Below are 14,634 nucleotides of genomic sequence, written 5' to 3'. Positions count from 1 at the left end.
TTACTAAAAAACAATCATGTAAGTAACCAACGTACAACCAATCGAAAACAATATAAATCTAAAAAACAATTGAGCTTTCGATGCAAACGACCCATCGATGAAAGAAACAACTATCGTAAGCAAAACGCTTGCCGCAATGCTTGTAACGAGCCATATACTATGCATTTGCGATAGATTTAGCATGCCTAATAAAGGGACAAAAAGTAAATTTGAACAAATCACTCCAAATAATAATAAAAATACACCTTTATAACTAAATTTTATATTCATTTTATTCCCCCCTTACTGGTTTTAATGTGAAAGAAGTGATAGACAGAAGTCTATCACTCAAAATAACAGCATGCAGATTAAGGATTAACAGATTCCCCGTCACCATGCTTTTCAATTTCAAGCATATTTTTGTCGTACATTTTAAAGAATGGTAAATAAATAAGGAATGATATAGCTATATTTATTAAGACTAATACAATAGCACGCCAATCTCCACCTGTAGCTAAATATGCACCAATTGGGGCTGGTAATGTCCATGGTGGCATAATATGAGTTGGCGTTACAAAACCCATTGCCGTTGCGGCATAAGCAATAGTCGCTGTTACTAGCGGCGTAATGACGAAAGGAATAATTAAAATTGGATTTAATACAATCGGCAAACCGAATATAACCGGTTCATTTATATTAAAAATCCCAGGAACAATACATGTTCTCGATAATGCTTTCGAATATTTTGACCGACCAAATACGATCATCGCTAACACAAGCCCTAATGTTGCTCCCGAGCCACCAATCCAAATAAACCATTGATAAAACGGTTCTGGTGCAATAAATGGAAATTGACTCGCACCACTTGCTACAGCTTCACCGTTTTTTCCTAGATATACATCCCAAAGCGGTCTTGCTACAGTACCTACAACCGATACACCATGTATTCCGAAGGACCAGAAAAATGTAATTAAAAATACAGGTATTATGACGCCAAAGTAACTATCTCCAGCTTTGACTAACGGTGCGGCTAATTTATCCACTACGTAATGTACATCAACTTTAAAAACAACTGTAATAAGGCTCATAATAATAATAACGAATGCAGCAGGTATAAGTGCTTCAAACGAACGCGATACTGACGGTGGTACTTGTTCTGGCATTTTAATCGTTACGTTGTTCTTCTTACAAAACCTTAAAATCTCAACTGATAAAATAGAAACAATCATAGTCACAAATAGTCCATGCCCTCCGAGATTTGTCATCGGAAGCATGAATCCTTTTTTATCAATTAATTCAGGAGTTAATGTTAAAAGTAGTGAACATACTGCAAGCTGAGCTCCCGATAAAGCATCTAACTTATAACTCTTCGCTAAATTATATCCTATTCCAAATGCTATATATAAAGACATAATAAACATAGTTAAACGATATGGTATTAATATACTTGTTTGATTCTTTAATGCCCAAACGGATATGAAACTATCTTTCGGTAATGGTGGAAATGCTACGATTAAAAAGAAACTTCCTACGATGATAAATGGTAATGCTGAAATAACTCCATCACGGATTGCTTGTAAATGTCTCTGTTCAGAAAGTCTTGCCATCGGTCCAGATAAGTTTTTATCAAGAAACGTGACAAACTTATTCATAACGGTTCCCCCTAACGAATTAAATCATTTACAGTCTTTAATAAAGTCGCTCCACCAAGCGGCGTATATGCTTGCGGCGGAATGATACCACACGGAATAGACTCCTCTTCTGCAAATTTTTTTACAGAGTCAAATCGGTGTCTAACTTGTGGTGCAACCATTACAACATCCCAACCATTCTTTACTTCTTCCTCTACCTCATTCGTTCCAATTGCATGCACTTCCATGTTCACACCATTTTTCTCCGCTTCTTTTTTTAAAGCGTTTACAACAATTGCACTGGACATTCCTCCAGAACAGACGAACAAAACTTTCATTTGTTAATCCTCCTATACTTATAATTTATTACCCTTCAAATGAAAGGAAGTTTCACTTTACTAACAAGCATATGAAGTAGTAAATGAATTTATTTATAATGAAAGTAAATTTCATTATAAATATTTCCCCTATTAAATTAATGTTTCAATATGTAATTTTCTCTATTGCAAGGTCAACCTCGCCTCAGATATTATTTTAACTAATCATATGATAGGAGGCGTATAAATGATCGTTAAACGTTTATTAATGATATGTTGTATCGTCATCTTGTTCATCCCTTTCTCTTTCATTCCCCCTCACTCTACTTATGCTGAAGTAAATACTGCATACAAAAAACACGAATTACGTGCTGTATGGATTGCATCTGTTCTGAATATTGATTGGCCCTCAAAAACTGGCTTACCCATTGAAAAACAGAAACAAGAATTTATACGATTATTAGACGATGTAAAAAGCACTGGTATGAATGCAGTTGTTGTACAAATTAAACCAACTGCTGATGCTTTCTATCCTTCAAATTACGGTCCTTGGTCTGAATACATTACGGGGACACAAGAAAAAGATCCTGGTTATGACCCGCTCGCATTTATGATTGAAGAAACTCATAAAAGAAATATAGAATTCCACGCTTGGATTAACCCATACCGAATAACGATGAATCATACCGATATAAATCGATTATCAAATAATCATCCTGCAAGGCAACATCCCGATTGGGTTGTACCTTATGGTGGAAAGTTATATTACAATCCTGGTATTCCGGAAGTGAAAAAATTTATAACAGAAGGTGCTTTAGAAATCGTACAAAATTACGATATTGATGCGCTGCATATGGATGATTATTTTTACCCATATAAAGTAGCCGGTGAAGAATTTCCAGATCAGAAAACGTACGAAACATATAATAACGGTAGATTTACAAATATAGAAGATTGGCGACGTAACAATGTAAATGAACTTGTAAAAGATTTAAATACTGCTATAAAACAAGAAAAATCATATGTAAAGTTTGGCATTAGTCCGTTCGGCGTATGGCGAAATATAGCTGACGATCCGACTGGCTCTAACACAACCGCAGGCCAAAGAAACTATGATGACCTTTATGCTGACACACGTGAGTGGATACAAAAAGGATATATTGACTACATTACACCGCAAATATATTGGAATATAGGTTTCACCCCAGCTGCATATGACATATTAGTAGATTGGTGGGTTAAAGAAACAAATAACAAACCAATTCACCTATACATCGGTCAAGCGGCCTATAAAATTAATAATAACTCCGTCCCTGCTTGGTCTGATCCAGAAGAATATCCGAGACAAATTGCATTAAACCGGCTATATCCTGAAATAAAAGGTAGTATGCATTTTAGCTTAAAAGATATTAATAACAATCCACTTGGAGTTAAAGATCGACTCTCAAAAGACATATATAAATATCCTGCATTAATCCCGCCTATGCCTTGGCTTGATCATGATCCACCAAAACAACCGACTTTAAAAGGTGCCATTCCAAGAAATGAAGGTATTGCAATCGGTATCATTGACAATAGAGATAATGATTCTGCTTATTACGCTATTTACCGCACGAATGGGAAAAATGAAGTAGATATACAAAACCCCAAAAATTTACTTACTACTGTAAGAAAAACAAAACTTGGAGAAATTTATGTAGATAAAACCGCTATTTCTGGAGAAACGTATACGTATGTCGTAACTGCAGTTGATCGATTGCATAATGAAAGTGTGGCTTCTAGTAAATCTACTATTCAAGCAAAATAAAAGTAAGAGCCCGCATTTTTTTGAATGCGGGCTCTTACTTTTATTTTCGTAGTTCACTATATTGAATATGAATTCTATTCTCAGGGTTTTTATCTACTGTGTAAAGTACAAATAAGAAGAACCATTCTAGTGGCTTCATTAAAATATAAACAAAATCAGCCGACCATTTCGTATTAATATGTTTACTAATTGGATAACCGTATTTATCATAAAAATTACGAATAACTTTATGACATTTTGGTACCCGCTCCTCAATTACATTTTCAAAAGCGTTCGCAATTAATAACTGTCGATTAACTGTAATTCTTTCCCCATGCCTAATTCCTGCTCGTAATGGCTTAACGATGTTTTTATGACCTTTCACAGAAACTGTACATAAATAATGCCCATCCCCGGAGACAATTTGAGGACTTGGGGCGGGAATCTTAGAATAATTAAAACTACTTGTTTCCATAAACACTCTTATAAAACTATCTGGTTTTTGGCCAAACAGTATTAAAATAAATTGAACAATTAACAAGACAGGAAATAAACTTATCATCCAGACTGTAGCCATTTTTTGATATCCAAAAGAAATGCGATACAGCAATAATATAATTCTGTTGCTCTGCGTATAATCTTTCTCATTCTGAGATTGTATGAAATAACCTAATGTATTTCTTAATTTAGCTAAGAATAATAGACTAAATGCAAGCATTCCAACTTGAATACAAAAGACTGGAATGTATCTCAATCCTCCTAATTCCGTATAAAAAGCAGAGCCTGTATGAGTAATATAGATGAATGTATATACAATGTTTACTATCATTAAAGTACTATAAAAAATATAAAATATTGGTGAAAGTTTTATTAAGCCTGTTGTTAATCTCCAATACGAAACTCCACCTAAAATAACTAAAAGAACTACTATCGCAATGTGGTCATGTGCTAAAGAAGCATATTGATCAGACATCATTCCGTTCTTTTCGAATTTATGTAATGGTATTCCTGCTCTTACATCATTTGCATTCCACATAATACCTAAACCAAAGATAAAATAACTCAAACCTATTGATAATATTTCCTGTGGCTCGAACTTTAGTATACTTGAGGAATTCTCCTTCTTCAATTGGAAACTATCCCATGCTTTACTAATAGGGTAGCCAAGAAATAAAAATAGAATTACAAATAGTATGACTAACTCAATTAGCACAATATCATACCCCTTTTATAATAATTGTTTACACAAAGTATAAAAAAACACTCTATATTTTACCACTTATTAACGTTTGTATATACAATTTCACAAAAGATTACACTCTCTCAACTCACAAAAAAAACGCCTAAAAGCTGAAACATTCAACTTTTTAGGCGATCTCTTCTATTTATTCTTAAACTTCTCAGTCGCTGCTCTCATCTTCACATTTAAATCGTGATCAATTGAGTCGCGAATATCTCGCTCTACTACTTCCATTTCTTTTTGGAAATTTTCCAAGTAGATTTTCAATTCTTCTTCCTTCTCTGGTCTTTGTGAAGGTGGTAATTGTACTACCAACGATAACATGGCCGTTAAATCTTTCATTAAGAACGTTTCAAGTTTATGTTGTTGTTCAAACATGCGTTGCTCTTGATAGTACGGAAGTGCATTCAATACTGAAATTGTAATATCATCAACCGTTCTTTGTAATGAAGGATTTATTGAGCGTTTATACGCTTGAATTGTATTTAATGCGTCTGGATAACGGTCATAAAAATACAATTTGTAAAATGATAAGTCTGTCGGTTTTACAGTTTGTTGTGTTTCTTGTCTTAAGAAATCTTTCACTTTCATCGCAGCCACATCGATATCTTCATTCGTAAACTTTTTCGTAATTTTTGCCATTACATGCACTTTTTTCTGCTTTTCTTTCGGTAACATCGAGAAGACTTGTTCTCTCGTACGTTGACCTGATGCACAAAATAGAGTATTTAATGTATTTTGTTCTTTCTTTCCTTCAGTGCGAATCCAGCGATAAAACAGTGGATGTTGTGTAAATTCTTGTAGAAACGGTATTGATTTGTTTGATAACTTATCTAAAGAATCTTGCGCTCTTTTATATGGCTTCGTCCATGAAAAATACAACTTCCGTCCGAAATATACGACTAAAACAACAACAGTAAATGCTATTAAAAGCAATGTACCGAGTAGTAATAGTACTGTTTGAATGAAACTCATTTGTTCACCTCCTCTAATAATCCGTTATTTCCTTGGACGCTGAATGAGTTTCTGCTTCATCTCATCATTAAATGTGTCTAGTTCAATAACGAACTTCTTACTTGACTCGATAATACGTTCTGACGATTTTTCAGATGCTTCAATTGCAGCGAACACATTTTGGAATGATTCACGTAATTTATCCATGCTAATAGCGGGATTTTCAAGCAATTTCGTCGTCTCTTCTGTATTTTGTTTTAACGCTTGAGAATTACTTAATACCATCGATTCAATTGCTTCATTCGTCGCATTTACAGCGTCAATTGTTTTACGTTGATTCGTTAATGCTAGCTGAATAGCAGCTGAAACTGTTACAACGTTTTGCGTCATCGTAATTGCATTTCGTATTGCCTCTGTTAACTTTTCGTTATTTTTCTTAATGATGTCTACAGAAGCTATCGATTGTAATAATACACTTTTCGCTTGCTGCATATTACGTGTACGTACAAGTATCTTTTCTAACGCATCGTTAATTAACGGAATATCTCTTTGACGCTCTGGGTTTTGTTTCTCAGCTTCAAGCATGCCAGCAAGCTTTTTCCCTAAGTATACTTGTTTATCAAGCGCATGAATTTTATCGTGCGATTGTTCTTTTAACATTTCAAGACCAACTGTATCCTCTTGTAAGTTATCACGGCCAATTAGAAGGGATCTAATAATTTCCTCGATTTGTTTATCTATAGATTGGTATTTATGCACGTATGTTTCAAGTGGATTTTTCTTGAATACTTTAAACATTATTTTCTTCATACCACTTGCTTTAAGTGAATTGGGATCAAGCTCTGATACCACTTTTCGTAATTCTAACAATGTATTTGGAATTTCTTCATTTTTCCCATTCATCATCGCTGTTACAGGGCGTTTTAAAGCTGATAACGTTTGTCCTGCTGCTTGTTGCTCTTTATCCCCTAAATCTCCTAGCTGAGACAATACTTTTGATAAATCTGTATTTTGCTCGCTATTTAACTTTTGTACATAAAGATCAGCTTCTTTATTTAGTTCCTCTAATTCTTCATCTTTTATAACTGTATCAACTACTACTTCTACATTATTATCTTTCACAATGGATACAGGTTCTTTTTTCTCGAGTTCAGTCAACAAAATCGCTCCTTTATTTATATGTGCGAATTTATATGCACTATATTTCATCAATTATATCGTATTTCATATACATTCTGACTGCTTGAAATCGATTTTTTTAGAAATGTCTGTTTATGCAGTCATTCCCTGTTTCTTACTATAAGTATACCTGTAATCAACATAATTTTCCTCAGACTTAAGACCTAGAGAACGACATGCTGAAGGCGGATTCTTCATATATTTCCTAAATAATTTATGTTCTTTTAATCGTGCTACACTCAATCTTTTGACATTCACCCGTTTTCAATGTGATAATTCTATTACACTCACTTCTATTTATTTTTGCGAGCTACAAATGCTCCCTTTTGAAACGCTAATAACACCGTTTCAAACGTATCATCTTCTTCAATCATTTTTATAAACTCATCTAATTCACTCGCATGAGAAGTTGCATTATCAACAACAAGAAAACCTTTTGGTTGTAACATACGTTTTATATGCTCAAACCACCACATGTATTGCGTGCGCTCTGAATCTAGGAAAATAAAATCAAATGAATGATCTAATTGGGAATCTAAAAATGCCCCTGCTTCTTGATTATGAATATCGATTCTTTGTAACAGGTTTGCCTTTTCAAAATTGACAAGTGCCTCTCCAACTCGTTCTGAAGAAAGCTCTACAGTTGTTACATTTCCATTTGTTTCTTCTACTGCATTAGCTAACCACAATGTAGAATAACCATTAGAAGTTCCAATTTCTAAGATGTTTTTTGCATTACACCCTTTTACTAAAATTGATAAAAATTGCCCCATCTCACGAGAAACATTCCGTAATTTTTCTTCCCTTGTTTTTTTATTTCGATCATGCTCTTCTCCATATTGTTCAAGTTGCAATAATAATGAATCTACTGTATCCATTCTTTTCATCGCCTTTCCAAGCAATATGATGAAAAAAGCTCTTGCTGCCCGTCTACTTTTTATTATATGCGAAACAAAAACCTTTTTCCTGTTATATGACAAAGATTTATAATTTTTTATAGCATATTGTTTCGTTTTTTGGTAAAGTTAATTTCTACGTGCAATTATTCCATTCATATTATTTCATATTAAAATTGCAGTTATTAAATTATATAAACCACATTTTAAATGAATCGGTATTTCAAATTCAATTAAGCGCCCTTTTCGGACGCATTTTCTTTGTTTATATATTTCCAGAAGAAAGGATGCTTACAAATGAACGTTATTAGCTTAGATGCTGCTCGAAAACGAAAGCAGCATAAAAAATTAATGATTACTATACCGATTATTACACGTATTTATGAAGAAGACGGGGAAATTAAATTTGAGGTAGCCGGCGAAAAAGATGTACCTCTTGAAATGTTAGAAAAATAATAAAAAACGCATTTCTGAAGAAATGCGCTTTTTTATATTTTTACATTTAAATGCATAAGTTTTTCAGGATTAACCATCATATAAATATTTGAAATCTTCTCATCCTCAAATGCAAACGAAAGAACATACGTTACTTTATTATTTATTGTAACTATAACTCCTGGTATACCATTTACCATTTTGAAATCAACAGTGTACTCTTCTGTCAATCGTTGTGCAATCCCAAAGAACAAACGTATAATTCGATCTGCAGAATAAATCGGATTGATCGCAGTCGTAACTTTACCGCCACCATCAGCTTTGAGTATAGCATCTGTTTTTAATACTTCTAACATACCTTCCGCATCCCCACACTGTAATGATGATACAAACTTTTCAACATAAGAAGCCATTTTCTCCGTGCTTAATTTTGATTGCTTCGGTTTCTCCAACATGCTTTTTCGAGCACGTTGAAAGATCTTCCTGCAGTTCACACTACTCTTATCAACAATTGAAGCTATTTCTTCGTATTCATAACTGAAAACCTCTCTTAATATGAAAACAATCCTTTCTACCTCAGATAACTGTTGTAAAAGTAATAAATATGCGGTGGAAAGGGATTCTTTCATTATAAAAGACTTTGATGGCTCATCACTCTCTTCTACAATTGGCTCTGGTAACCACATCCCTACATACACGTTACGCTTATGCGTTGCCGATCGTAATTTATCAATTGAACGATTTGTCGCCATCTTACATAAATATGCTTTCATATTTTCTATAGATTGAGGATCTTCTATATTATTTAGCGAGATAAATACATCCTGAACGATATCCTCAGCATCCATAACACTCCCAAGGATTCTGTATGCTAACGAAAATAATAATGGTTGATACGCTTCATATAACTGCTCCGTTTCCATGATGAACTGCCTCACTTTCATATTGCTTTAAAATGTGTAACGCTGCACGTTTCCCGCTTGCTACCGCAGCATCAGCTAATATTTCATCATGCCCTGCCCAATCTCCTGCAACATAAACACCTGGCATTTCAGGTATATTAGGGCCCGGTTTTTCAACACGGTCAATATGAGGAAAATCATGTACTACTGTTATTTTCGGTAAATATTGCTGTGCAACAACTTCTCTTTTCCAATTTGGATGTAACAACTCCATCGTACTTTCCAATTGTTCTTTATCTTCATGAATATGATTCATCTCTAGCACAGGATTATGGTACTTAATTAGACTCACTGCAATTGATCCATCTTCACTTAATTTAGCTGCTCTCGATTGATTTGTGAAAAATATAGGTTGATCTAATCCTAATACAAATTGATGTGTAGGATTGGGTAATTGTCTCAAGCCAATATCTAATGCAGCAACAGTAACCGGTACCGATTGTTCACTCCATCTATGCAAACTTGTTCCTTCTGCACCTTTTATTATTTTACAAGCTTCTTTCGGCGGAGTCGTCACGATAACTGTGCCTACTTCAAAAACCTCATGATCAACACAATGTATTCTTTGTTTATCTTCGGAATGCTCAATTTCCACAACATGCTTTTTAGCCAAAAACTGTACCCCAATATCATTCGCTATAGCTCTTAATTTTGTTATTATCGTCTCCCAACCACCATCTACATAAAGCACCCCCTCTTTTATAGAAAGCTGTATTTGCTTTAGTACAGATGATGCTAATTGTATTGTAGGAGCAAACGTATATGTTGTTGTCCGGCATAGCGCATAAAATATATTGCGAACCATTGGATCTTTTATTTCATTTTCTGCCCATGTAGTTAGACTCATTTTCGGAACTTCTCCTACATCTAAATTTCCTAAACGCATCATAAGACGTGAGAATTGTACTTTTGCAGACCAAGAAAGTAGTGGTGTTGATAAAATTGAGTAAAAATCTGTTGGGATAGTGAATATATCCCCTTTCCATATTCCATGTGCTTTTGTAGATGGTATTCCACCTGGAAGATTCATACCGAGCTCATTACAAGTTATAAACGCTGTCCCGCCTCTATATAAAGCATGTGCACCAAGATTCATGCAGATTCCATTTTTATTTATAGTCATCCCTCGGCCACCGAATTGACTAGACTTTTCTAATACAATCACTTTCCTTCCAGCTTTCGCTAAATATATAGATGCTGTTAATCCAGCAAGCCCACCGCCAACAATTGCTATATCAAATGTATTCATAATAAAATCCCTCCTCAATCGTTCTACATACAAGACGAACGATTAAGGAGGGATGTGACATAAAAATAAATTTTTATTACCCTACTTTATTTCATTACTTTTTAATTCGATCATATTGCATACGAAATAACTCAATTGCAAATGGAATATCCTCTTCACTCTTTAAATAATAACTGATCCATCCTGATTCAGGTAATACGTGATGTGGTTTTACCAATCCTTGCTTCACTAATTCATCTCTCTTTAACTTCGGAAATGGTAAATCAGCTAATTTATCACCATGAAGATGCCCAAGTTCTTTCTTACCATAATTTATTTCAATACCACCAAATCGATGCGGTTTTTCAGAAACACCCGCCCAGCTGAGTACTTCATTTCTAATCATTTCACTAAATGACATGAACATTCACTCCTTATAAATGATTGATGTAATTTTAAATTAACATTTTCATTACTTTTTTCCATCAATCCAAAGTATGAATGGGAATACGAATATAGTTTAGTCTTAACACCTTATTCTTTATGGAATAAGTGAATTTATTAAGCTACCGACAACAGCACAAAACAAAGACTAGACACATATCCTAATTTTGTAACCTAACTTACCTATAGAAAGGCGGGTAATACAATTGACTGCCAACATCGACTATACCTCCCCCTCAACCAATTTTACTTATGATGTAAATAAAAGTAATTTTTTTCGGAAAGATGCCAAAAATTATATAAATGTACTTGGTATTAAACAATTAAATACCTTAGAAAATACTTCATTATTAGATATTTATTTAAGTACAGGAAATGTTGTAGAGCCACATATTCATCAAAATGCAGCTGAACTTGTTTATTGTATTTCAGGGTCTGCTGTTGTTTCTTTACTTAATCCATTTACGAATCAAATATTAAACTTACCGATAAAACCCGGGCAAGTTGCCAACATTCCACAAGCATGGTGGCATTATGAAATTGCTACAGCAGATAATACTCATTTATTAGCTATTTTCAATGCCCCAACGCCAGAAGTTATTTTCGGTTCTGACATTTTAAGATTAACTCCTGCTCATATGATGGCCCATACTTATTGTCTCAATGAACAACAATGGAAACAAGCGGTTTCTCCTATCCAATCAACTGCTGTAATTGGCCCTCCGGCAAACTGTAATCAAAACCGCGAAATGAAAAATTATCCACCCCAGCCCCCCGCTCAACAACATAATCCGTATTGCCAAGACTCTTATTACTTTCCTCTTTACTGGGGTTATTAATTTATAATTTTTCAAAAGAATCATCATTTATCTCCTAGGAAAATACCGAGGAGATTTTTTATTGTATCTTCTCTTCCTATTAATAATAGTAACAATTGATAGTGTACATACATATAATATTTATATATTAAATTGGAGGTGATAGTACTATGAGTAATTATAACTATCGAAAAAACTACTCTTATAATAAAAATAGTAGCTCTTCAGCATCCTCTCAATCTTCCAATTCGCAATCTTCCAATTCCCAATCGCAAAGAGACTTAACTCAGCAAGGCTATGTAAAGAAAAAAGGATGTAACTGCAATAAAAATAAATAGTTTATTTTATGGATGAATTCTTTTTTAAAAGAATTCATCTTTTTTTGCTGATTGAAATTTTTTAAGTTACATAATTTATTCCTTAAATAAGAAAGGGGAAATTATACTTTTTTATACGAACTTAACAAAGAGTAATTGTTCATTTAATTTATTACATATTTCCCCCAAAAATATAGTCCTTCCTAAATTTATTAGGAAGGACTATATACGAACCCCTGTTTAATTTCCTATTAACATTGTAACAAATTAGACGATATTAAGACCTGCGCTTACAAATCCGGCAACTGCAGCTATTGGACTAGCTCCTGTTAATGAAACATATACTAATATTTTATCCCCAGCAACTACTGGAACATTATAAGCTTGGATTCCTGTTGCTGTAGTACCAATTGCTATTGCTGGTAATGCTGGTGTTAATAATAGAGGTGGTGCTACTGGTGTAAACGTATTACTTGCAGCAGGTGCGATAAATATTTGCATCTGAATTTGAACAGGTGCTAATGGAGCTAACGCCGCTGTTGCACTAAAGAATCCTGCTAATGACGTGATAATTCCATCACGTGGTGCTACAAATGCATAATCACCTACAACACCTGGTAGTATTGTGAGAGTTCCTCCCACACCTGGAGCTATGCCAGGCTGACTAAATCCAAATCCAAGAAGAGTTCCTGTATTAGCTAATGCCGCATTAACTAACAGAGCTGGTGTTGTACCTGAAGCGAATGGAATAATAGCTCCGCCACCAGTTGCTCCCGTTGCACCAGTTGCTCCCGTTAGACCTGTTGCTCCTGTCGGGCCTGTTGCTCCTGCTAGACCTGTTGCTCCTGTCGGGCCTGTTGCTCCTGTTGGACCCGTTGCTCCTGCTAGACCTGTGTCTCCCGTTGGACCTGTTGGGCCTGTTGCTCCTCCTCCTGGAGTAGCACCAATTAATTGAGTTAATAAGTTTAATAAAAGTTGTAAACTTGCAGGGTCAATAATTAAAGAGAAGAAGAATGGTGCAAGAGCACTATAGAATTGTTGTAATAAAGAAAGCAATTGACCTAAATCTGGGTTAGGAGATTGTAGTAAATTGATAATACTTTGAATTAATTGTTTTAAGAAATTCCCTTCTGGAGAAGGTGCTAATTCATTTAGTAAGTTCAATAGTTGAGTAAACAAATTGAGTAAAGCTAATCTGTTTGCATCACTTGGGTTTGCAAAAAACGCTGCAATAGCCGCTATTAAAGAGTTTAGTAAAGTAATTAATCTACCTAATTGCTCACTAGTAATTGGAACTGTTTGTGGATTATTACAACAATCTGGAGTGAAAACAATCGGATTATTGCAGTGGTTATGACCAAAACAATTATTGTTTGTCATTTATGTCCTCCTTACTTGTTTTATATTTGAGTTTTTCCTATTATAAGGATCATAAAGTTGTAAAAAAACATGTTATATATTGACTTAAAATAGGAAACATGAAATATAATTAAACTTAAAAACGTTATTTAATTATGTTCATGACTCACATATTAATTATATGTTTTTAATAATTGACTGCTTAGATTAAATACCTAAACTTACGGGTTTATTTTATTTTTCCACGTTTATCTCTTAGGTTTAAATACACATATTAATTTGAATATACTCAACAATTAACAGTGCCATTTTTTTATATAAATATACATTATTTCTTTACTAAGATTGTGTTCTCTTTTTAAACATGAAGCCGTTTGTATTATAGAGGACTCTCATATAATATATTGAAAAATTCATTTTATATTTTATTCCAATACACTGTGGAAAGGATTGAAGTTAAAATTCCTATCATTCAACCATTTATGACAGCTAGAAATTGAATGTACCTTCACTTAATTTTAACTATTTAAATATAAAACAAAAAAGGACAGATTCCTTTTCATTAAGGATCTGTCCTTTTAATTAATAATGATAAATTGTAATATAATTGAAGATCCTTGCGATGGTGGTTGCGTATCCAATAAAGTTAATTTACCAGTACTCACTTCATATAATGGTTGTGGTTGTAGTATTCCGTTAACAAACAAATTAATATAAGAAACTTCACTAGGAGACAAAATATTCGTTGTACCATATTGAGGTATCCCGTCAGCATCTGTATATATAAGTTTCTCTCCATCTGCAAAAGTGTAATATAACAAATTGGTTGTGGTTATAGGACCGATACCCCCAGTAGGACCTGTTGCTCCGGTTGGGCCTGTTATTCCAGTCGGTCCTGTTTCTCCGGTTGGACCTGTTATTCCAATTGGGCCTGTTTCTCCGGTCGGTCCCGTTATTCCGGTTGGGCCTGTTTCTCCGGTTGCTCCTGTTATTCCGGTCGGCCCCGTTTCTCCGGTTGCTCCTGTTATTCCGGTCGGCCCCGTTTCTCCGGTTGGGCCTGTTATTCCGATCGGGCCTGTTATTCCGGTC

The 14,634-nt window shown here is 34.4% G+C and carries 15 protein-coding genes; 3 read left to right on the top strand and 12 right to left on the bottom strand.

The window, feature by feature from the left end; genetic code table 11:
• Nucleotides 1-3 precede the first annotated feature (3 nt).
• From MR143_RS12900 to MR143_RS12890, 3 genes are all read right to left on the bottom strand, one after another.
• The gene (locus MR143_RS12900; RefSeq protein WP_001021977.1) at nt 4-270 is read right to left on the bottom strand and encodes a hypothetical protein; all 267 of its coding nucleotides are present in this window, start codon (nt 268-270) and stop codon (nt 4-6) included.
• A gap of 77 nt (nt 271-347) precedes the next feature.
• The gene (locus MR143_RS12895) at nt 348-1,631 is read right to left on the bottom strand and encodes a PTS sugar transporter subunit IIC (RefSeq protein ID WP_001032290.1); all 1,284 of its coding nucleotides are present in this window, start codon (nt 1,629-1,631) and stop codon (nt 348-350) included.
• Between the two features lie 11 nt (nt 1,632-1,642).
• Nucleotides 1,643-1,948, bottom strand: a complete 306-nt coding sequence (locus tag MR143_RS12890; RefSeq protein ID WP_000865909.1) for a PTS sugar transporter subunit IIB — start codon at nt 1,946-1,948, stop codon at nt 1,643-1,645.
• 226 nt (nt 1,949-2,174) lie between these two features.
• Here MR143_RS12890 and MR143_RS12885 point away from each other — a divergent pair, with 226 nt between their 5' ends.
• Nucleotides 2,175-3,734, top strand: a complete 1,560-nt coding sequence (locus MR143_RS12885; protein WP_000636003.1) for a glycoside hydrolase family 10-like protein — start codon at nt 2,175-2,177, stop codon at nt 3,732-3,734.
• 40 nt (nt 3,735-3,774) lie between these two features.
• Here MR143_RS12885 and MR143_RS12880 read toward each other — a convergent pair whose 3' ends face one another.
• The 4 genes from MR143_RS12880 to MR143_RS12865 all read right to left on the bottom strand — a co-directional run bounded on the left by MR143_RS12880 (nt 3,775) and on the right by MR143_RS12865 (nt 7,973).
• Complete coding sequence (locus MR143_RS12880) at nt 3,775-4,926, bottom strand: DUF6688 domain-containing protein (RefSeq protein WP_000904387.1); 1,152 nt, start codon at nt 4,924-4,926, stop codon at nt 3,775-3,777.
• Nucleotides 4,927-5,094: 168 nt separating this feature from the next.
• Complete coding sequence (locus MR143_RS12875) at nt 5,095-5,928, bottom strand: DUF3974 domain-containing protein (RefSeq protein ID WP_242280793.1); 834 nt, start codon at nt 5,926-5,928, stop codon at nt 5,095-5,097.
• A gap of 24 nt (nt 5,929-5,952) precedes the next feature.
• Nucleotides 5,953-7,065, bottom strand: coding sequence for a toxic anion resistance protein (locus MR143_RS12870; protein WP_000137407.1), 1,113 nt, complete (start codon nt 7,063-7,065; stop codon nt 5,953-5,955).
• Nucleotides 7,066-7,379: 314 nt separating this feature from the next.
• Nucleotides 7,380-7,973 carry an O-methyltransferase gene (locus tag MR143_RS12865; protein ID WP_002094007.1) on the bottom strand — a complete coding sequence of 198 codons (594 nt, stop codon included), beginning with the start codon at nt 7,971-7,973 and terminating at the stop codon, nt 7,380-7,382.
• 306 nt (nt 7,974-8,279) lie between these two features.
• On the opposite strand from MR143_RS12865, the gene MR143_RS12860 reads away from it, so the two are divergent.
• A complete protein-coding gene (locus tag MR143_RS12860; protein WP_001100984.1) occupies nt 8,280-8,438 on the top strand; it encodes a hypothetical protein in 159 nt (52 codons plus the stop codon).
• 32 nt (nt 8,439-8,470) lie between these two features.
• Here the strand turns inward: MR143_RS12860 and MR143_RS12855 are convergent, their stop codons facing one another.
• The 3 genes from MR143_RS12855 to MR143_RS12845 form a co-directional block, all read right to left on the bottom strand.
• A complete protein-coding gene (locus MR143_RS12855) occupies nt 8,471-9,340 on the bottom strand; it encodes a sigma-70 family RNA polymerase sigma factor (RefSeq protein WP_000447149.1) in 870 nt (289 codons plus the stop codon).
• Complete coding sequence (locus tag MR143_RS12850) at nt 9,318-10,628, bottom strand: phytoene desaturase family protein (protein WP_001091194.1); 1,311 nt, start codon at nt 10,626-10,628, stop codon at nt 9,318-9,320. Before MR143_RS12850 ends, MR143_RS12855 begins: the two co-directional genes overlap by 23 nt.
• 94 nt (nt 10,629-10,722) lie before the next feature.
• Nucleotides 10,723-11,028, bottom strand: a complete 306-nt coding sequence (locus MR143_RS12845; protein WP_000010319.1) for a luciferase domain-containing protein — start codon at nt 11,026-11,028, stop codon at nt 10,723-10,725.
• Between the two features lie 229 nt (nt 11,029-11,257).
• Between MR143_RS12845 and MR143_RS12840 the strand changes: the two genes are divergently transcribed.
• Nucleotides 11,258-11,890 carry a cupin domain-containing protein gene (locus tag MR143_RS12840; protein WP_000126315.1) on the top strand — a complete coding sequence of 211 codons (633 nt, stop codon included), beginning with the start codon at nt 11,258-11,260 and terminating at the stop codon, nt 11,888-11,890.
• A gap of 563 nt (nt 11,891-12,453) precedes the next feature.
• On the opposite strand, the gene MR143_RS12835 is transcribed toward MR143_RS12840, so the two are convergent.
• Both MR143_RS12835 and MR143_RS12830 read right to left on the bottom strand, forming a co-directional pair.
• Complete coding sequence (locus MR143_RS12835; protein WP_242280792.1) at nt 12,454-13,566, bottom strand: exosporium glycoprotein BclB-related protein; 1,113 nt, start codon at nt 13,564-13,566, stop codon at nt 12,454-12,456.
• 557 nt (nt 13,567-14,123) lie between these two features.
• Nucleotides 14,124-14,634: DUF4183 domain-containing protein (locus MR143_RS12830; RefSeq protein WP_242280791.1), on the bottom strand; the 511-nt coding region annotated here is incomplete at its 5' end.

It is taken from the genome of Bacillus cereus group sp. BfR-BA-01347, assembly GCF_022663835.1.
Classification (GTDB): domain Bacteria; phylum Bacillota; class Bacilli; order Bacillales; family Bacillaceae_G; genus Bacillus_A; species Bacillus_A thuringiensis_K.
This window is presented reverse-complemented; position numbering and strand designations above follow the sequence as displayed.

What these genes read in the sequence shown, in the direction of transcription:
- MR143_RS12835 (WP_242280792.1), bottom strand. Translation starts at nt 13,566, where the DNA reads ATGACAAACAATAATTGTTTTGGTCATAACCACTGCAATAATCCGATT.
- MR143_RS12875 (WP_242280793.1), bottom strand. Translation starts at nt 5,928, where the DNA reads ATGAGTTTCATTCAAACAGTACTATTACTACTCGGTACATTGCTTTTA.
- MR143_RS12860 (WP_001100984.1), top strand. Translation starts at nt 8,280, where the DNA reads ATGAACGTTATTAGCTTAGATGCTGCTCGAAAACGAAAGCAGCATAAA.
- MR143_RS12845 (WP_000010319.1), bottom strand. Translation starts at nt 11,028, where the DNA reads ATGTCATTTAGTGAAATGATTAGAAATGAAGTACTCAGCTGGGCGGGT.
- MR143_RS12885 (WP_000636003.1), top strand. Translation starts at nt 2,175, where the DNA reads ATGATCGTTAAACGTTTATTAATGATATGTTGTATCGTCATCTTGTTC.
- MR143_RS12850 (WP_001091194.1), bottom strand. Translation starts at nt 10,628, where the DNA reads ATGAATACATTTGATATAGCAATTGTTGGCGGTGGGCTTGCTGGATTA.
- MR143_RS12855 (WP_000447149.1), bottom strand. Translation starts at nt 9,340, where the DNA reads ATGGAAACGGAGCAGTTATATGAAGCGTATCAACCATTATTATTTTCG.
- MR143_RS12895 (WP_001032290.1), bottom strand. Translation starts at nt 1,631, where the DNA reads ATGAATAAGTTTGTCACGTTTCTTGATAAAAACTTATCTGGACCGATG.
- MR143_RS12865 (WP_002094007.1), bottom strand. Translation starts at nt 7,973, where the DNA reads ATGAAAAGAATGGATACAGTAGATTCATTATTATTGCAACTTGAACAA.
- MR143_RS12900 (WP_001021977.1), bottom strand. Translation starts at nt 270, where the DNA reads ATGAATATAAAATTTAGTTATAAAGGTGTATTTTTATTATTATTTGGA.
- MR143_RS12890 (WP_000865909.1), bottom strand. Translation starts at nt 1,948, where the DNA reads ATGAAAGTTTTGTTCGTCTGTTCTGGAGGAATGTCCAGTGCAATTGTT.